Below are 20,004 nucleotides of genomic sequence, written 5' to 3' on the forward strand. Positions count from 1 at the left end.
CAATTGAACCCGTCGTTTGCGGCCCTTTCGGCCCTCCCGACGCTACGGAAACGGAGAAAGAGCAGTCCGGCCGACACAGCGAGCTATGACCGCGGACGCCGCCGTTCCGCAGGGCCGGTGGGGCTGCGACCAAGTGGACTTCCGGCTTACCGTGCGATCCGCCCTTGAAGTTCTTCGTCGATCCTACGATTGCGCGCGCTGATGAAAGCGTTGCTGAGCCGTAGATACCCGAGGTATTCGTCACGGCCCTTCGGAACAGCTGGTGTGCTGAAGTCGGCAAACGGGTGGAAGAACCGGATTGTCCGGCCGTCATCCTCCACAAGGTCTTCCAGTAAAAAGAATCTGACGTACCCGGCGAAATCCCCGAACAGTGCGAAGAAGTCCGCATATCTGAGCAGGACCGCTGAGAGGGGGCTCTGCTCACCAAGATAGTGGCGGCGGATGCATTCCAGGGTCAGATCGAAGCGATCGGCGATCCTGGGATGGAGTCCGCGTGCACCATTAATCGTCGGCTTTCGGCCGATCCTGTTGCCTGGAAACACGAGCGCGCTTCCGGGGGTGTAGCCGAGGTACTCGGGTAGGTCGCCTTCCGGTATGTCTCGGATGACGTTACGAGCCTTCTTTCGCAGCCTGGTGGTGATCGTGTCGCTGGCGAGGAAGAAAACACCTGACAAGGATCGGTGCACGAGGTACCTGCGGGGTTCCATAGCCAGGTGGAAGTGCTGGCCGCTGGGCAACTCCTTGCTCCACAACAGCTGGTGGTACTTCCGCAGGGCGGGGCTGAAGGAGTCGGGGTCCTTGCCTGCCGGAGTATCTGAGTGGAAGTCGAAGGTCATCAGTGTCCCTCAAGTTCGATGCGGATTCCACGGCTGTGACTTTCACCAGGCTGAGCGCGCGGAGGTTGCTCCGCGTGCCTGATGGTCAGTTCAGTTGGCGCTATGAGAGCAAGCGACGGCAATAACCTTTTGTACTTCACTGTTGGAGACCCCCAAATCGTGCATGGTGCGCGTAGTGCGTGAATCGTCTCACGTGAACCCACTGGCAAAACCGGTCTTGATCCAATGCTTCCGTGTTCCTGCGCCAATGCTGAGAAGTAATCGCTGAGTCCTTGTAGACCTTGGGCTGGTCGCCCGGCCAAGGGCAGACGTGGAATGACGACGGCGGTATTCGCCTCCCGCCGTCGTCTTTCCAGACGCCACCCCACCAGAACTTACGGGTGCCCCAGAACCTTCACCGCCATGTCCTTTAAGTGATGAGGGTGTCGAAGCCCTGCTCCATTGGTCTTCCAGCTGGATCCGGCCCGTGATGCGCGTCCACCGGGATCTTCTCGCTCAGCCCTCCCCCGCCGCCGGCCAGGTCACCGCGTCGACGGCTCCGTGGTCAGGGCACTCCCGCTGCTGCTTCAGCCGCCGCCAAGGCCTGGGAAAACCTGTCCACCGCGAGCTTGTACTCGCCCGGGGCACCAGCGGTTCTCTCAAGGTCGGCGGCGCGCATGGCCCTGAGCATGGCTGACGTGGTCGGAAGGGAAGTATCTGACATCGCGGGAAAGTCGAACTGCAGCTGCGGGTCCACCTCGTAGGTGAGCCAGCGCCGCTTCAGCAGATCGTGGCGGTCCGCGGTCCTTCCGTATTCCTTCAGCTCCGCCATGGAAAAATCAGCCAGCAACACGGCGTCCACGCCTGCGGCCTGGGACTCTGTTCGGACTGCCTCCCGCTGGCGGCCCAGGGCCTCTTCGGTCCCCAAAGCCAATGGTGTCACGCCCTTTTGGGCGAACTCTGCGTTGAATTGGTAGGCCCGGATCTGCGCCGGGGTCATGAAGTCAAGCTCGGCCGGGGATTTCTTGGCGAAATCCCTGACGCCATATGGGCTCGCAACACTGCTGCGGGGAACCGGGTAGAAGTACTTGCCGCCGAAAAACCCTGCCACCGTTGCAATCCAGAAAACAAGATCGGGAGCATCGATCGACACTGCCCCCACCGCTGCGCCCACCGTGCATGCCGCGTGGCCGGTCGTGAAGAGAATTTTGGTCCGGCCGAGCCGGTGTACACGGCGGGGACGGTCCAGTTGCTTCTCATGGATTTTCTTAGCCCCAAAGCCCAATCACTGGCGTTGCCCACCAGTCACGCTCCTCAGTAATTCCGGACGGCGCCTCCACCGTCACCTCGGACACCGGTGACGTGCTGCTGTGCGGCCCGCCGCGGTCAACCTGAACACCGGTGTAGGACTTGACCGTGTACGGTCCCCCCTCGCCAACACTACCTCCGCGGGCTGCCCCGACGGGCTTGAGTCCAGATCCAGGACGAGGCGTGCCCTGCGCCGCGCCCACGAACTGGTCATTTCCGGTGTCACGGGCCCGGAGATCCCCACCGGTCTGGCGGATTCGTGGCGCCGCTCCATGGCCTGGGCATCAGCCCGGATCAGCACAGCCCGCGGCACCTGCACGACGTCGCCGACGTCCTGGAGCAGCGGCGGGAGCACCGGCCGCAGCAGGTCATGCCGGCGCTCCACGACCTGGTGGCCGACGATTCCACTTCCGGTCGGCACCTGCTGGTGCTGACCGACGCCCGCGGCGAGATCCTGTGGCGGGTGGGCAGCCCGGACGGATGCGGCGGGCGGACCGGCTGGAGTTCGCCGAAGGGGCGGACTGGTCCGAGGCCGGCATCGGCACCAACGCCATCAGCGAGGCGCTGGTCACCGGCCGGCCGGTGAAGCTGTTCTCCGCCGGGCACCTGGTCCGCACTCACCACGAGTGGGCCTGTACGGCGGCGCCCATCACGGACCCGGCCACGGGCCGGCTGCTGGGCGTGCTCGATGTTTCCGGGCCGCTGGACACCATCAGCGCGGACACGCCGCGGATGGTGCGGTGCGCGGTCGGGGTGGCGGAGTCACTGCTGGGAACGTCCGACGGCGACAGCCTCCTTGGGTGCTTCGTCTTCTGTTCATGCGTCCCGGCATGGTGTGCGCGACCCTGGTGTTGCGGTGTCGTCGCTGGAGTTGCTGGGCGACAGGCCTGCCGCGGTGTTTGGCTGACGGGAGCGGGGTACCGCTGACGCTGCGCCGGGCGGAGATCCTGGCGCTGCCGGATTCGCGGTCGCAGGGGTGGTCCGCGGAGGAGTTGGCCTACGAGCTGCACGGCGACGCGGGCACGCCGCACGGAGATTTTCCGGGTGCGGTCGATGCTCGTTGATGCGGTGGAATCGAACCCGTACTGGCTGGCTGCCGGACCGGCCGTACGTTCGGATTCGGGGGCGGCTGCTGCGGGACTGGCGGGTGGCCGATGCCCTGGAGGCGTATACCGCTCCCCTGCTCAGCCGATCCGGTGTTCTGCCGGTGCAGCTGCTGCGGGACCAGCTGGATCTGTCCGTCGGGGCGGCTGTGCGGGCCAGTGGGGACGCCGGGCTGCTGGTTCGATGCCTGTCCACGGACATGGGGGCTGGGGACTTTCAGGCCGTGGACGTGTTTGGAAGACGACGCAAGAGAGATACGTAAGGTCCGAACATCGAGGCACTGAATCCATGGGTGTCAGGCAGACGATCGCTGACCCGAACAGTCATGGCAAAATTCGACCCAGCGCGTCCGAGGTGCTTGGGAAGAGGCAGAAGCCTGTTGACTTATTCGTCGTCGACTTCGTCTGCGCTCTCCGCGGCGACCAGTTCGGCCTCGATCTGCTCTGAGTCTTGGACATCCTCGCCGACCTCGTTTCCTCCGTCATCTTCGCCAAGACTGGCGCGGTATTCGTTGCGAACCTCCCAGAGCGACTTCCCAGACCCTTGGATCTTCCAAAATCGCCAACCATTGATGCCGCCCCGATACAGGTCGGCCGAGTTGGCAGCCACCCCCGCCGCGGACGGCGTGTCATAACCGACATCGCCGACGAACACGCGCCCGTCGAGCCCGACTGCGGCGGTCGCACCGTTCAGGACAGCGGGACGAGCGACGAGCACGGTTCCCGGCTGAATGAGCCCCTCCGAGACAAGCAGAGCAAGGTCGACTTCCCCGGGAGCTTCAGGCTGCGCCGGCTGCGTTGCGAGTCCGATGTGTCCTGCTGGGGCAGGCCAAACCTTTAGGACCGACGCCGCGAGCGTGGCCGTACGCGCAGTGATCATCGTCTCGTCCCAATTGGTTGGGGCGGACTGAATGACATCGTTCGTGAGGAGCACGTCGTTGATGTTCTGAAAATGCTCTACCTTCGTCGCCCATGACCCGTTTGAAACCTTCGAATTCAGTTTCTGCGTCACCAAGGTGAGATTGCCGAGTTCGTGCAGAGTGCGGTCACGTGACGCCGCCTTCATTTCGGCTTCGTCAGGCGACCATATAGCTGGCCAGTTTGCCCGCCACTTCTGAGGGAGGAAGTGCTCGACCGTGCCGACCCCACGCGCGATCGGCCCCATACTGAGTGCATTCCAATCAGGGTAACCACGGCGGTAGTCTTCGAGCGCTTCAAGGATCATTCGAAGTCGAGCCCGGAGATACTTGTTGTATGCGGGCGCGCCCTTCAGCGCCGAGGTGACCTCTGCGTCGTCCGGCCAGTACCCGACGGGCGTCTTGTTCGAAGCGAGGTAGGACTGGACTTCAATGGCCAGACGATCGTGCGGCTGCTTGCTGAGGTGGACGATGAGGTCGACCATGAATCGGTTTGTGCCCTGCGAGGGCGCTTTCACGATCGCGCGGCGGACGAACCAGCTTTCGAGGCGCTTGAGGATCTGGGTCTTGTCTTCTTCCGGAACATCGGACTGCGGCTCCTCATCGAGCCAAATCAGCAGCGGTCGCACGACCTCGGAATCGAGAGTGCCGACGCGGTAACTGAACCATTGCGCCCTCGTCAACGGACCGTTCACCGCCTGCGCCCCCTCGATCACGAACCGATATCTATCGGCCGCCGTCCTGATCTCCGGTAGCAAACTGGACAGGTCGGGCCGCTTGTCAGTCACGTAGCCCTTGAACTGCGTGAATAGCTCTCGGATCGGGAAGTCTTCGAGCAGTCGGGCGCGCAGCCAGTGCCAGAGGAACCAGGACGCGCGCGGGTGAGAGATGCGTCCGGCCGTGACCTGCGTGACCCACCACGGAGTCTCAAGTTCAGCCCAGTTACTGAGGTACGCGACTTCGACTTCCGCTTCGGTGCCGGCATGATTCTGGAAGATAAAGTTCTTGATGAGGTCAGCGGCGCTCAGCGGCTCGCCCCGTGCATTCAGCGTCTCAAAGATCGCCTGCGCATCCTCTGTCGCGTCGAGCCGAATGCTCACGATCTCGAGCTGACCGGACACGGCATCAACGAGCAACTTTGCGCTGATCTCCAACTCGTCCGCTTTGTCGAGCCACGCGCCGATGGAATCGCTGAAGTACTGATGCGCCTCTGCGAGCCGCGATGGCACGACGCTCGAGTAGTCAACTGGAGCAGGGGCGCTCATGACCGATTTGAATCCCACCCGGTCGAGATTCGTCGGCCAGACCTTGTAGCAGTCCTCAGGCTTCTTGAGGAAGGCGGCCGGATTGACGATGAGCGGCTCGACCTGTGCCGCGAGCATCGTCAGACCGCGGTCGTCAAGCTGCGAGTGAAGTGAGTCGAGGAGGATCTGGAGCGTCGTGAGTCGCTGCTGACCATCGATGACACTCCACTCCTGCATGGTGCCAAGCGTGGAAGGCAGCTGCTGTACGACGAAAGCGCCGAGGAAGTGCGTAGCGGCCGGGTTCTTCGTCGCCAGAACATCAACGAGCCGCGCTATGTCCTCCCACAGGGGCTGCCATTGCCGCTCCTTGGACCAGACATAAGGGCGCTGGAAAAGAGGCACCACCAGTCTCGAGGGCTGATAGAAGACCTCCCGTGGATTGACCTTCTCGGGCTTCATGCCTTGTTCTCATTCGTCGCCATAACTGCATATTCCTAGCTGGGTGAATCAATTGTCATTCGCCGTCATAGGCTCCCCGCAAGGGATGGCCCGAGACAAGCCCAAAGCTGAACCTACACAGCGCAGCCGCCGTTCAGGATTACCAAGGGTCTCGACGCGCCGCGCCAATCCTCAATTGACGTTGGGGTTCGTCGCATGCACGTAGCTCTAGTGCAACGAAGACTTCTGCAATCAACGTCACCCTGATCAGGCCCCTATGCGGGCTGTTTTCGGGTCCATCAGAGGGCCTTAGTGGCCCAAAGAGCAACAAAGCGAGCTGTGACCACTCAGACTGGTCGCTGTGCGTTTAATAGGGGATCCCCCTTGCGGGCTGTTCCAAGCGACAAATAGCGCCGTGAAAAGCCGCCATGCACCTGCTGAAAAGCACAACCGTGACCAATATGCACCGCTATCCTGCTTGTTGCTCAGGTTCGCCCTCAGAAAGGGGCTATAGACAATAGTTCGTATAGGGTGTCGCAGCACCTCGCCCACCGTCACTCTCGGTGACGAGTCTCCATCCAGGTTTGTCCCAAAGACAATCATTACCGTGATTTACGTCACCGTCGGGCCGCCGAGAACTGCGCATGATCGGCTGGGATAACGGGGATGCTGCCACGCCGGCGACCTGTCGACCGATAAGATCGTGTCCCATGACCTTCGTGCAATTGGACCCACCTTCTTCTGACGCTCACATGGTGGATCTCTTCGCCGGTCCTGGTGGACTGGATGTCGCTGCACGCTGGCTGGGATTGTCCGTGGCCGGTATCGAGTGGGACGAGAATGCCTGCGAAACCAGGCGGGCCGCCGGGCTTGGAACCGTGCAAGGTGACGTACGGGACCACGGTCCGGCCGAGTTTCCCCAGGCGAGGATCCTCGCCGGGGGCCCTCCATGTCAGACGTACACCGTGGCCGGGGCAGGTGCTGGGCGTAAGGCACTGGACCAGGTCCTTTCCTTCATTGCGCGCATGGCCGATGGGGACGACGTCACAACCGAGCTAACGACGTTGGATGACGAACGAACCGGGCTGGTGCTGCAGCCGCTGCGATGGGCATTGGAGGCCCATGAGGCGGGAAACGCATACGAGGTGATCGTATTAGAGCAGGTGCCAGCGGTTCTGCCCGTGTGGGAGGCCATGGCGAGGGCCCTGGAACCACTGGGTTATGAGACCGTGACTGGCATACTCCACGCAGAAGAGTACGGGGTTCCGCAGACCCGCCGCCGCGCGATCCTCATCGCGAACCGGTACGGCACGCCCGTACTTCCTGCCCCAACGCATCAGCGGTTCAGGAGAAATGAGGTCAAAGCTTCTATGGACCGACCTGCGTTGCTGCCCTGCCAAAGCATCGGCGAGACCTTGGACCGGGTAGAGCCCTTTGTGATGATCTCCAATTATGGAACTGGTGGTGATCCGAAGGCCCGCGGTCGGCGCACTTCGAAGGAACCGGCTTTCACGGTTACCGGGAAAGTGTCCCGGAACCGCTTGTTCTCCAACGTGGATGAACTCGATCGCCTCAAAGTTTCTGAAGCGGGCCGGCTCCAGACGTTCCCCGCTGATTACCCGTGGTCGGGCAAGGACGTCTCGCAACAGATTGGCAACGCCATTCCACCGCGCCTGGCGGCTCACGTCCTAGCAGCAGCTCTCGGTCGAGAACTTGACGCGGATTTCTTCGACACGATGACAAGAAAACGGTGGACCGAGACGGCCGACGAAACCGCGCCCACACCACAAAACACCGAGGGTACCCACGACTGTCCTGTGCCCAGGACTGGACCGGGGCGGCGACGATCAGTCGACGAACCGTCCCGGAAGGCCCTCAGCCGCGTGTCGTCACAACGCTGAGCGTCCCCTCGCTACAGCAGATTCTCTTCCCAGATTCCTTCATTTGTCGTGCCGCGCTCAGCCTGGATCATCGGAACCGACGGCGGTGGTGAATCACGACACGCCCCAGACGCGAGCGGCCTAGCCCGATATGGGGGAACCCTGGGAGGGAAGATACCCGAAGGACATGGCGTGCTTTCGAGACTGCGGGCCCGTAGTCCGCCAAGGTCTGGGCATCCTAATTTCAGCTGCGCCACGCCAAGTTGTCGCTGGACCCATTCGTTGGGATCCTTCCGGTAAATCTCCCCGGGGACCCGCGCTCCATGTTGGAAGAAATCTGGATCTACAGCAACGCGGTCCCCACAGCCCTAGTTAGTGCCATAGCCCGCCAGCTCGTGCGGCACCTCTAAGACACCTCGCTTTATAAGGAGTCTGCGCAAAAAAGTCGCATCTAGATGGTAGATATTAGCGTGAAGACTTCGGCGGGGGCCGAGAGCACTAATCTCGATTTGGGGGATGGAACCAATGATGGTTCAGCATTCGTGGGCGGGTACGACCTCGCCTCTCGGAAGGTTCGTAGCGGCCGAAACAGAAAGCGCGCTCAACGCTTACCGGGCTCGCCCGGATCTGGTACGCGAGCACAGCAACATCGAGGCGGCTATCTCTCAGGGCGGCTACGGTCGAAAACAGCTCAACGAGCTTGTCCAGAACGCTGCTGATGCCATCAAGGAACCGGGCGGCCGCATCAGAGTCGTCCTCACAAGGGATTCACTCTATTGCGCGAACGAAGGAGATCCCTTCACCGAGGCCGGTTTCCGGACCCTCATGCTGTCCCACTCCTCCGAGAAGCGTGACGACGAGATCGGCCGCTTCGGCCTCGGGTTCAAATCAGTCATTCAGGTGACCGAAGAGCCCATGATATTCAGCCGAAGCGGTTCCGTTGCTTGGAGCCAGGATCAAAGCCGAAAGCTTTTGGAGGGCCTGTATCCGCGCCTGGCTACCTATCCGATTCTGCGTTTGGCTACCCCGGTGGACCCCGACGTCGAAGCCGCCAAAGACCCCGTCCTCTCGGAGCTTTTTGAATGGGCCACCACGGTGGTCAAGCTTCCCCTGAGTGGCAGCGTCTCTTGGCTTTCGGACGAAATGAAGAAGTTTCCCGAGGAGTTCCTCCTCTTCTCCGACAAGATTGGTTCCCTTGAATTTGAGGACAGAGCCCAAAGCTCATCTTGGACGTGGACGGCAACACGCGACGGCAGCCGTGTCAGCCTCTATGACGGCGCAAACAGTAGCGAATGGCTGATATTCAAAAATAGGCACGAGGTCAGCCCTCAAGCTGCGATCGAGGCCGGAAGCATCGTTGCGCGACAAAATGTTGACGTGACTTGGGCTGTCCCGTTGACGGGCAACCACCGGAGCAAGATGGGCCGGTTCTGGAACTACTTCCCGACTCAGCACGAGACTTCGCTTCGCGGCATCGTTAACGCGGCATTCAAAATGAACGAAGACCGCCACAGCATGCTGGAGACCCTCTACAACCGGGAAATTCTCATTCGGACGCTTCCCCGTATGGTGGCAAGCGCCCTAAACGACCTCAGGACACCAGAGGATCCGGCTCTCTTTCTGGACATTCTGCCGTCGCGTGACAAGGAGTCAAGTTCGTGGGCCGACTCCGTGATCAACAAACCCATTTTTGAAATTCTGCCGTTCGCACCCTGTCTGCCGGACAGATCGGGCGTTCTCAGGCTCCCCCGTGAAATCAAAGTACAACCGGCCCTGGAAGAAGCCACTCGACTCATCGCTCTGTGGGACACCTGGGTGCCAGCGGGCCGGCTCTGGCTACACTCGTCAGCCTTGCGGCGGGAATCCCAGGTAGTACGCATATTGAAGGAAGCGAATCTCAAGCGCGCATCCATCGAGGAGTGGCTGGAAGAAGTTGTCGCAGGTGGAGATCTCCAGGATTATGAAAACGCCCTGCAGATCGCGGCGATGATCGACAAGTCCTACACCGACTACCGGCCCGCAATGCGGCGAAGCCGGATTGTGCTCATGTCAGACGGCAGTGTCCAACCGCCAATCACTTCGAGGGTCTTTCTACCCATGAAGGCTGACGACGAGTCAGCCAATGTTGTGTCCTATGAGCTCATGCATCATGGAAATGCGAATGCTTACCTTCGGGCCCTGGACCTCCAGGCACAGGATGGTCGGGGCATCGTCAATCGTGTCGCGAGCGATGTCGCCGGAGACTATCTAGATACAGAACTGGCCGGATCTCTTTGGAAATTAACCCGCTCGCTGTCCGTCCCGGAAAGTCTCTCCATACTTAATGAGAGAACAGAACCGACCAAAATTCTTGTTCGGTGCCGCGATCACAAGTGGCGCACGCTGGGTGAGGTCTGGCTGCCGGGTGGCTTGATTCCCCAAACCAATATCGGGGATGAGCACCTTCTAGTAGACGATCAGTTCCACGGCCACGACCTCGCCCTGCTGAGAAATCTTGGCGCACGAACGTCACTTGGGGACTCGAAGATGGTCCGCGCCGGGGGCACCTACGATTTATGGAAAGGGCAAGAGGCAACCCGCTTTTCAAATGAGTCCCGGAACGGACCGGTCCGTCTTTCCGAAGCGGGAATCCGCTTTGGCCAGGCTTTGACAACAGATGGACTCCATCTGCTGGCGGATGCATCTGCAGCAACCCGTGCAAAGGTTACGCGAACAATTTTGGGCCGACCGCAGTACCCGACAAAAGTTGAGTTCAGCAGCGGCTTCAGGACCGCTGAAACAATCGACGGGCCAGACCTTTGGTGGGTAAAAAACCACGGCGCTTTTGAGACCCCTCTCGGCTTAGTAGACACCAAGCACTGCGTGGGCAAAATCGATGGGATTCCCACAGACTTTTTGCCATTTCCTGGAGAGGAGGAATCTAGGGCGTTAGGACTGCCCACCGATACACGCAAGATCCAATGGAGTTTCGTCCTTTCATTGGCAGAGCAGCGTCTGCCCATTCTCCAGTTGCATGAACTTTATGGGGCGCTTGCCGTCCTCGATGTGCGTCCACCGAAGGAGCTTCTGACTCCTCTCAGCGGAGGTCGAAACACACGCTACCTGACGTCTGATGTAGTTCTGGCTGCGGACCTCGGCTCCCGCGACTATCTGGTTGATACAGCGGACGTGCCCGTCATATACACCGGCCATCCAGATTTGGACGAAGCCCTAGCCGAGAACTGGGGGCTCAAGCCGGTCACGGTCGAGTTCCATATCTCAGCCCGCGCCACGCCTATGGATGGGGAGGTACCCGAGAGCATAAAGTCGAAGTTTCCGTTCCTTAAGCGCGCAGCCAGTGAAGTTGCCGTCCAGACCCTCTGTGTTCCTTGCACTTCCGTGGATGAAGTGCGAACAAACAGCTTCGACTCTCGGGCGGAAGCCACGCCCAAAGCGTCCTGCCTCCAGGATGGTGTCCTCTACTACCGGGCCCCGCAGGGTGACCAGGCGTTGCTCACAACAATTCTCGGTGCATTCGGCAGCAAACGCGCGACCGCGCAGGTCATGCAGTCAATGCGGCAGCTCAAAAAGGACGACGAAGCCCAAGCCCGAATTGGACGAGTCAACAAGCAAAAGACGGATGCCGGCAAGATCGCCGAACTTGTTGGTCGCGAGACCCTTCGAAAGCTGATCCCAGACGCGGTCATGAAGATGCTGGATGCTCGTGAACTTGACCTCACCGATGAACGCCTGTTCGAGATCGTTAGCAACTTACACGGCAGCAGCCTCCTCAAAGTGCTCAAGCCTGCCCTGTCGGAAGCCGGCATTGAAACGCCTGATCAGTTCCGCGGGGGGCGCACGGCCCAAGAGTTCGTGAAAGAGCTCGGGTTCTCCCCGGCCATGGCTGGAGAGTCAATCAAGAAAAAGCCGGAACGCGAAGAGTTCGTTGGACCGGTGGGTTTGAACCCCCTTCACCGGTACCAGGAAACGACCAGCAAGAAGATCGTCGGCCTCCTTGCTGGGGATACCAAGCACCGCCGCGGGTTGGTGCAGTTGCCCACGGGTGCCGGCAAGACACGCGTAGCCGTTGAATCCGTTATCCGGGATATCAAAGCCTCTCCGAAGGAAAACCACCGCCTGGTCATCTGGATTGCCCAATCAGAAGAACTTTGCGAGCAGGCCATCGACACGTGGACGTACGTCTGGCAGGCAGCGGGAGTTCCCGGTGAGCGAATGGCGGTGAGCCGACTGTGGGGCGGGAACAACGCCATACGAGAGGAAACGAAACTCCACCTCATCGTCGCAACCATCCAGACGCTCAGCAGCATCCTGCAGACTCGAAAGTCCATGTACGAATGGATGTCTAACCCCGATCTTGTCATCATCGATGAAGCCCACGGGGCGACCGCAACGTCATACACTCCGGTTCTCTCTTGGTTCGGCCGCTCATTCAATGAAAAGTCCCGGTCGTTGCTGGGACTTTCGGCCACGCCGTACCGGGGTACAAACGAGAAAGAGACCGAGCGACTTGTAGCCCGATTCGGACGTAATCTCATCGAGCCGGATGAGTTCAGCGCGGAAAACGCCCACGAGTATCTTCAAGGTATGGGCGTTCTGGCCAAGGTCAATCATCGCGAGTTGAAGGGTATCGAGCTCAAGCTGAAGGACATGCGCTCGGCCACAGACGAGGATTCCCAAAGTGCAATGCTTGAGGCCCGGATCGACCTGCAGCACGTAGCGGACAGCACTCAGCGCAACGAAGCGATCCTCGACCATATCAAGGCATCCGAGACGAACGGGCCGACCTTGGTATTCGCTGCTTCAGTGGAACACGCCGAAGCTCTCGCGGCGGTACTGTCCGTAGAAGGAATTCCGGCCGCCGCCATCTCTGGAAAAACGGATCTGGGCCACCGGCGTTCAATCATCGAAGACTTCCGCAATGGAAAGATCCGTGTGCTGACCAACTTCGATGTGCTTACCCAGGGTTTCGATGCACCCAAGGTCGACGCCGTATACGTTTGCCGGCCTACGTTCTCGCCGAATAAATACATCCAAATGATCGGCCGAGGGCTCCGTGGACCGCTCAACGGCGGAAGCCAAGAGGTCCTAATAGTCAACGTCAAAGACAATTTGGACCAATACGGCGACAAGCTTGCGTTTACCCAGCTCGACTACTTGTGGAAAGACGGTTCGTAGTGCTCGCCGAGATTGAACTGGACGAAAGTCAGCGAGACGTTGCGGAAGCCGATCCGGATGCGCGAATGTTCGTGACGGCCGCGGCCGGGCAAGGGAAAACAGAGGTCCTTCTGGCCCGGGTAAAGACCTTGGTTGAAGATGGCTTGAATCCTGCCGATGAAATCCTTGTGCTCAGCTTTTCCCGGGCGGCTGTCGAAGCTGTCAGGAAACGGGCACGCATCCATGATCTCGATGGTCTTCAAATCCGCACTTTCGACTCCTTTGCGGCGCAGATTCTGATCGACATGGACGAAGAGACTCTGGGCGACAGCTTTGACGCCCGGATCCGAAAAGCCACGAAGTATATAGCTGGAGACGAGACGCCCGATCGGCTCACTTATCTGCAGCACATCCTGGTCGACGAAGCTCAGGACCTCGTGGGAGACCGCGCGGAGCTAGTCTTGGCGTTGTTCTCCGTCCTCGGTGACGACTTCGGTTTCACAGTGCTCGGCGACCCATTGCAAGGCATTTACGACTTTCAATTGGAAGAATCCGAATCCAAACTCACCTCCGCGGAGCTCATCGAGACCCTCGTCAAGGAGTTTGGCGCCGAGCAACAGACGCTGGCGAAGCACTACAGGGCGGTGACCGATCGCACGAGGGAGCTGATCTCCGTTGGCGACGAGATCCGCAACCTGGGAGCGCTCGACAACCCAACGTGCGAGGCCGCGCATAGCCTGCTCGACGACTTCCGCAGAGAAGTTTCCAGCACCTCCGTGCTGAATGAGTCTGGTGCGCTCAGTCCGAATGACGGCGACACCACCGCCCTACTGTGTTCGACCAATTACGAAGTCCTCATCGCGAGTGAACTTTTGTGGGAGAACGGGTACCCGCACCTGATCCGGCGGAAGGCACAGGACATGAGTGTGGCGCCTTGGGTTCATCAGGTGTTCAGGGACCTGGAAGACAGGACGTATGACGCCGATGAGATAAAGTCACGCCTGCACCGGCTCTTCGGAGACGCAGCTGCCGACCGCTGGCTTGCGTTGAAGACAGCGGAGGGCAACTTCTCAGCGTACGACTCACTAAATGTCCCCCAGCTCAGCCAACGGCTGCGCAGCAGATCGATCCCGTTGACCCTCACGGTGGCCGACGTCGCCCCGTTGATCGTTTCGACAGTACATCGGGCCAAAGGCCTCGAGTTCACCAATGTCCTTTATCTGCAACCGGAGTTCGGATCTCCCGCCGCAGAACAGAACGCAGCGACCTTGAAGCAGAAGTACGTAGCCCTGAGCCGGGCTCGAGAAGAGATCGTCTCCACCAAACTGCCTAAAAAGATCCTCAAGCGCGCCGACGGGTCCACTGGGCGATGGCTGGAGAAGGCTTACGGGAAATTCGGTCAATACACGGCACGGATGGAGTTCGTGAACTCCGACATTGACGACATTTCGCCCTATTTCCCGGCAGACGGAGACGCTCAGGCGGTGCAGAACAGCCTTGTACTGGATGACCTTCTGGGAGAAGTCGTTTCCGGCCGCATTGACTCCCCACCGGAGCCCGGTGAAGTTCCCCGCTACGAGCTAACTACCAGCAACGGCCGCGTGCTTGGCCGAACCAGTCAATCTTTTGCGTACGCGCTGAAGAAGAATTTCAGCTTCAAAGGACACCCCGGCCAAGAGTGGCCCATCGCCTTTACCGGCGCCCGGGTCACATCCATCGAGTGCGCCACCGGTCATCCGGAGGAGACCAAACTCGCAGGACTCGGTTCCTCCGGAATGTGGCTGGTACCCCGGCTTACCGGACTTATCAGCCGGATTAAGGACTAGGAGAATGACAGTGTCGAAACTGGACAGTAAATACGCCTTCCGCCGCGAAATCGTTGATCGCCTTGTCACCGACCTCTACGGACCCGGCGCTTCCGACGAGCTCATTACGGAGCGCCCTCTTGAGCGGTATGTGACAGGAGTGCTCTGGCCTGCTGCAGATGACTCTTATGCCGAGGCCCCGGACGAGCCGGAGTCCGTAGCTGCCACTTCCGGCGAGGCCTCGGTCGACAGCCCTGTGGCGAACGCACGGCTGACCTACCCGAGCAGCGTAGGCATGACGGTCTCCGTGGACACTACACTTTCTACCGTTCTGCTCGTCTCGCCTGCTGCCGCCAGATATGCCCCAATCCCTTCTGTCCGGGACAGCGGTAGCAAGCGCCGCGACGCATATGACTGGCAGCGCTTGCCTGCAGAACTCCCCGAGGTGCAAATCGACCTGGCTTCAGCTGGGCCCCAAAGGCATCTGCTGGAGGGAGGGGCTTTGGAGCTCTACGCCTTGGTACGCATTCCCGAAGAGACTGTCGTGACCGTGACCGTGGTGCTGCGGAACACGCAGCCCAAACCTGACCCCACATCAGACAAAGACGTGGCGTGCTGGTTCCAGGCTGGCCTTTCCGTTCACACCGAGAAGCCCGCTCTTGTGGATCGTTCGAAGCTGCGCACCACGCTTCCCTCGGACCCCGACCTGGCGTCTTCCGAACTCCTCTACCGAAACCACATGGTCTTCGGCGCCGGACACGGCTGTGCGGTCGATGTGGAGGCGTCCGACGTCGATGGCCGGCTCTGTCAGCGAGTGACCACGACGTTTGTTCCCCGGCAAGATGTCCACAGGTCCATGGCTGGCGTCAGCAACGCCAACCTGTCGCTCTCATTCATGGGTTCGGCCACGCGCGAAGATGTGGTCGCGCAGCTGAACTTACTCGCGGAGGACTACGCATCGTGGATCGCTGCATCCAGTGACTCGGTGACAGCAGACGGTCAGACCCAGGTTCCGCCGCACTTGCGCGGTGTCGCTGCCGACCATATGAAGCAGGCGGGGACGGCGCACGACCGAATCAAAGCGGGCATCCAGTTGCTGGTCAACGATGAGAGAGCCTTTGAGGCATTTCAGCTGGCGAATCAGGCCATGCACATGCAGCGTTCACGCCAGGATTGGGTCCGCAACGGCGCCAAGGGCGAGTTCGTGCTTGGCGCCCAGGCATGGCGGCCCTTCCAGATTGCATTCATCCTCATTAATTTGCCGTCGGTAACCGACGACCAGCACCCGGAACGCGACATTGCTGATCTCCTCTGGTTCCCCACAGGCGGAGGGAAGACAGAAGCCTATCTGGGGCTTGTCGCCTACCTCCTGCTGCTCCGACGGCTGAGGAACACAAGCGTCCGGGGCGTGGCCGTGATCATGCGCTATACCCTGCGGCTTCTGACGATCCAGCAATTTGAGCGTGCTGCCATGCTCATTTGTTCCCTCGAATCTGTTCGACTGGCGAATGAGGACCGGGTCGGCGGTGCACCGTTCGGCATCGGACTCTGGGTTGGCGGAGGCGCGACGCCAAACGACATCGCAACTGCACGGACAAATCTGGGAAAGCTTCGAAACAATCAGGAAGTCGTCGAGGGAAATCCGAAGCAGATCGAAGCCTGCCCTTGGTGCGGCACTCGGCTCACGGTCGACGACTATCGGATCGTGAAAGTGCCCTCCGACCGGATGCTCGTCAGCTGCTCCAACACGGCATGCGAGTTCGAGGACGGCCTACCCGTTCACATCATCGACACAGACGTCTACCGGGAACGTCCAGAACTCGTGATCGGGACGGTGGACAAATTTGCCGGTATGTCGTGGCGAGGTGAAATCGCAACCCTGTTGGGACGTATCTCTCCTGCCGATCTGGGCCCGGACCTCATCATCCAGGACGAACTGCACCTCATCTCGGGGCCTCTCGGTTCAACCGTTGGTCTCTTTGAAACAGCGGTCGACCTGGCGGCAAGCGGCATCGGACGTGAAGTTGGCTCCGCCAGTCGAAAGCCTAAAATCATTGCCTCGACAGCAACAATCCGACGAGCCAAGGATCAGATCCGGTCCGTCTTCAACCGCGAATCCAGCCTGTTCCCGCCGCCCGGGCTAGACCCCGACGATTCCTTCTTCGCCAACAAGGCGCCCTCTGATCAGTTCGGAACACGGCAATATGTCGGCGTCCTGGCATCTGGCACGAGCCACGCCACGCTTATGGTTCGCACCTACGCATCCTTACTTCACTCATCCAACGTCATCGAAGGGGCCGCAACCGAGGACCGCGACCCCTACTGGACGCTAGTCGGCTACTTCAATAGCCTGCGCGTGCTTGGCTCGGCATACCTGCAGGTGTACGACGACGTCAGAGCTCGCCTTAACCTTCTGGCCAAACGGGAGGGCAGGCTGGGGGCGCGTGGAATCCAGTTGAGCGAGCTCACGAGCCGCGTCGAAAACCATAAGATCCCCGAGGCTCTAAAGTCCCTGGAGAAGAGCCTGATGAGTGGCCTCACGCCTGAAGACGTGGTGCTGGCTACCAACATGATCTCAGTCGGCCTGGATGTGGATCGTCTGGGGTTGATGGCCGTCATGGGTCAGCCGCAGTCCAGCGCTGAGTACATCCAGGCGACCAGCCGGGTAGGGCGTCAGCACCCGGGCCTTGTTGTGACAATCTTCAATGCTGCGCGGACACGGGACCGGTCGCACTACGAATCGTTCAACGACTTTCACGGTGCACTTTACCGGGCGGTGGAAGCCACCAGTGCCACACCTTTCGCGGCTCGGTCGCGCGACCGAGGACTTCATGCCACTCTCGTCTCTGCGCTTCGGATGCTCGTCCCCGAGCTGCGGAGTACTGCTGGTCACGTCCGGGACGAGTCCCCAACAGTTGACGGAATCATGTCGTGGATAGGCGACCGTGTCGCGGCTGTCGATACGGAAGAAGCCCCAGCAACTCGCGAGGAGCTCGAGCGGCTGCTGAACATCTGGCGAAAGGCTGCCCTGGCGGACGCCGACCTGCCCTACGAAGGCAAGAAGAATTCGCCACGCTCTCTTCTTATCGATTCCAGCAAAGCCCTCGAAGATCCCGACTTCGTCTACAGCACGAGCAGCATCCCCTGGCCGACACCCCGAAGCATGCGCGACGTGGACGCAGAAACCGCGCTCCGGCCGGCCCCTATGAGGAAGGACGCCTCCCTTGGCTAGAAAGACCTATGCTGCCCGACGCAGCCAGTTGATCTCCACGTTCGGAGTAGGGAGTCTATTCCCCGCCGAAAACAACAGCTTCATGATCACAAGCATTGATCAATGGGACAAGAAGCATTTGAAGCCGGTCAGTGAGCCGCGCCTGGCACGCAGCCTCGGGGTATCAGAGCTTCTGCTGCCGCCAGCCGGCACGCGCGGGAAGATCCCGGTTGTGCGCTTTCCCCAGATGCTCGTGTGCCCCAACTGCAATCGAATCGGACGGGTTCAGCAGCTGCAAGCATCGTACGAGGACCCGAAGTGCGGCTTGTGCAAGTCACTGGCGCCGCTGACCCCCTCCCGATTCGTTGTGGCGTGCGAAGACGGACATATCGATGACTTCCCATATTCCTATTGGGTCCATGGTCACACCCCGAGCGACGACGCGGATCATCTGCTGTCTCTCGCGTCCGAGGGCCGAACATCGTCGCTTGCCGACATGGTTGTGCGGTGCTCGTGCGGAAAGTCTCGAACGATGGCCGATGCGTTCAACTCAATTGCCTTGAAGGAAATGAAGTGCCAGGGGAACCGCCCCTGGCTCGGCTGGGGCTACAGCGAACGTGGATGCGGCAAAGCCTCAAAAACGGTTCAGCGCGGTGCCTCAAATGTCTGGTTCCCGGTGGTTCGGTCGGCAATCTCGATCCCGCCATATTCCGAATTTCTTGCCAAGGTGGTCACATCAAAAGCGTCGCAGCTCAGCCAACCGCAGGCTCTGGAGCCCGGTTCCACCTGGGTTCTAGAAGGCGTGGTCAATGAATTTGACGGCCGCTTCTCCGTCGACGAACTCCGCGCCGAGATAAAACGCCAGTTCCACGGCAGTGAGGAAGCTGAACTTTCCGAGGACCAGCTGCGGGAGCAAGAGTTCCTCGCGCTGATGAACGGCCGCCGTGACAGCCCGGACACCGATTTTGTAGCTGAGAAAGTCACCGTACCGGAGGCCCATCAACACTGGATCAAGGCGGCACGAAAGGTCACCCGGCTCAGGGAGGTCCGCGCCCTATACGGCTTTAGCCGTCTACACCCCCGGAGCGAAGACAAGCCTGACGCCAAGTTATCGCCGCTGTCACCCGACGACAACCGGCAGAATTGGCTGCCCGCAATTGAGACGCTGGGTGAGGGACTCTTTGTGGCGCTGGACCGATCACAGGTTGAGGCTTGGGCTGAAACGGACTTCGCAGCCGGCAGGGAGAAGACTCTCCGCCTGAATGCGAAGCGCGCAGCTGAGCAGCGCGGCCAGGACCCCATTCCCGTCAGCATTGTTGAGACCCTGATCCACACCCTCTCCCACATCATCATCGACCAGCTCTCGCTGGACGCTGGCTACCCCGCGTCTTCTATTCGGGAACGCCTCTATGTAGGTCCTGAGCAAGTCGGAGTGCTCTTGTATACGGCATCGTCCGACTCTGCAGGCAGCCTGGGCGGCATCGCTGCACAGGCGAGCCCCAGGCGCCTTGGCCCCTCCTTGGATGAAGGACTGTTCCGCACGTCCTGGTGTTCAGCGGATCCTGTTTGCATCGAGTCTCGAGGTTCGGGAACCGATGCCCGAAACCTCGCGGCATGCCACTGCTGCGTCCTTGTGCCGGAAACAAGCTGCGAGCTGTTCAATTCCAATCTCGACCGGGGCTCCTTGTTTGGCGTCCATGGTCAGATCGGGCTTGGCTTTATGGACTGGGCGGCCCTTAACCCCGTTGCCACTACCGGCGCCGAAAAACCAGGCAGCGTTTCGGACGTTTCCCATGACGACAACGTCCCTGTCAGCGTGCGTCAAAGCCCCTGGTTGACAGTCTTCGCCGAATCCGGTCCCGAGCTCCAGGAACTCATTCCCGAGCTCGTCGAGGTAAATGTGGAACTTGGAGACTGGGGCGCCGATATTGGCCCCGAGAACCAGTGGCAAGTTGATCTATCCTGGGCGGCTTCGCGCGTGGCGGTACTTGTCGAACGGGATGACGAACGCGACGACTGGCTCGCGGAACAAGGTTGGACTACCTACCACACGAACGATTTTGCACCCGCGGACCTCGCGGACAAGCTAGCCGACAAGGTCTACTAATGCTAGCGTGGGGGGTCGGTCC

At 60.3% G+C, this 20,004-nt stretch carries 10 protein-coding genes; 7 read left to right on the forward strand and 3 right to left on the reverse strand.

Annotated elements, in window-relative coordinates; genetic code table 11:
• Positions 1–146: 146 nt before the first annotated feature.
• Together B1A87_RS13185 and B1A87_RS13190 are read right to left on the reverse strand one after the other, a co-directional pair.
• Positions 147–836 (reverse strand): DUF6994 family protein, encoded by a 690-nt coding sequence (locus B1A87_RS13185; protein ID WP_078027661.1) that lies wholly within the window; start codon positions 834–836, stop codon positions 147–149.
• Between the two features lie 544 nt (positions 837–1,380).
• Positions 1,381–1,968 (reverse strand): hypothetical protein, encoded by a 588-nt coding sequence (locus B1A87_RS13190; RefSeq protein WP_139362741.1) that lies wholly within the window; start codon positions 1,966–1,968, stop codon positions 1,381–1,383.
• A gap of 414 nt (positions 1,969–2,382) precedes the next feature.
• On the opposite strand from B1A87_RS13190, the gene B1A87_RS23950 reads away from it, so the two are divergent.
• Positions 2,383–2,709, forward strand: a complete 327-nt coding sequence (locus B1A87_RS23950; protein ID WP_260680832.1) for a hypothetical protein — start codon at positions 2,383–2,385, stop codon at positions 2,707–2,709.
• Positions 2,604–3,050, forward strand: coding sequence for a GAF domain-containing protein (locus tag B1A87_RS23955; protein ID WP_260680833.1), 447 nt, complete (start codon positions 2,604–2,606; stop codon positions 3,048–3,050). The genes B1A87_RS23950 and B1A87_RS23955 overlap by 106 nt, the downstream gene beginning before the upstream one ends.
• A gap of 561 nt (positions 3,051–3,611) precedes the next feature.
• Here the strand turns inward: B1A87_RS23955 and B1A87_RS13200 are convergent.
• A complete protein-coding gene (locus tag B1A87_RS13200) occupies positions 3,612–5,846 on the reverse strand; it encodes a DUF262 domain-containing protein (protein WP_078027663.1) in 2,235 nt (744 codons plus the stop codon).
• A 689-nt stretch (positions 5,847–6,535) separates the two neighbouring features.
• On the opposite strand from B1A87_RS13200, the gene B1A87_RS13205 reads away from it, so the two are divergent.
• From B1A87_RS13205 to drmB, 5 genes are all read left to right on the forward strand, one after another.
• Positions 6,536–7,726: a DNA cytosine methyltransferase gene (locus tag B1A87_RS13205; protein ID WP_078027664.1), complete on the forward strand. Its 1,191-nt coding sequence runs from the start codon at positions 6,536–6,538 to the stop codon at positions 7,724–7,726.
• Between the two features lie 504 nt (positions 7,727–8,230).
• Positions 8,231–12,880: a DEAD/DEAH box helicase gene (locus tag B1A87_RS13210; RefSeq protein ID WP_185982322.1), complete on the forward strand. Its 4,650-nt coding sequence runs from the start codon at positions 8,231–8,233 to the stop codon at positions 12,878–12,880.
• Positions 12,880–14,685: a UvrD-helicase domain-containing protein gene (locus tag B1A87_RS13215; RefSeq protein ID WP_078027666.1), complete on the forward strand. Its 1,806-nt coding sequence runs from the start codon at positions 12,880–12,882 to the stop codon at positions 14,683–14,685. The genes B1A87_RS13210 and B1A87_RS13215 overlap by 1 nt, the downstream gene beginning before the upstream one ends.
• A 10-nt stretch (positions 14,686–14,695) precedes the next feature.
• Complete coding sequence (locus B1A87_RS13220; RefSeq protein ID WP_221937580.1) at positions 14,696–17,896, forward strand: helicase-related protein; 3,201 nt, start codon at positions 14,696–14,698, stop codon at positions 17,894–17,896.
• Positions 17,889–19,982, forward strand: coding sequence for a DUF1998 domain-containing protein (gene drmB, locus B1A87_RS13225; RefSeq protein WP_221937581.1), 2,094 nt, complete (start codon positions 17,889–17,891; stop codon positions 19,980–19,982). Before B1A87_RS13220 ends, drmB begins: the two co-directional genes overlap by 8 nt.
• The last annotated feature ends 22 nt before the right edge of the window (positions 19,983–20,004 follow it).

This window comes from Arthrobacter sp. KBS0703 (assembly GCF_002008315.2).
Classification (GTDB): Bacteria; Actinomycetota; Actinomycetes; order Actinomycetales; family Micrococcaceae; genus Arthrobacter.

Excerpts from the sequence above, each read along its gene's own strand:
- B1A87_RS13185 (WP_078027661.1), bottom strand. The coding sequence starts at position 836 with ATGACCTTCGACTTCCACTCAGATACTCCGGCAGGCAAGGACCCCGAC.
- B1A87_RS23955 (WP_260680833.1), top strand. The coding sequence starts at position 2,604 with ATGCGGCGGGCGGACCGGCTGGAGTTCGCCGAAGGGGCGGACTGGTCC.
- B1A87_RS13200 (WP_078027663.1), bottom strand. The coding sequence starts at position 5,846 with ATGAAGCCCGAGAAGGTCAATCCACGGGAGGTCTTCTATCAGCCCTCG.
- B1A87_RS13205 (WP_078027664.1), top strand. The coding sequence starts at position 6,536 with ATGACCTTCGTGCAATTGGACCCACCTTCTTCTGACGCTCACATGGTG.
- B1A87_RS13210 (WP_185982322.1), top strand. The coding sequence starts at position 8,231 with ATGATGGTTCAGCATTCGTGGGCGGGTACGACCTCGCCTCTCGGAAGG.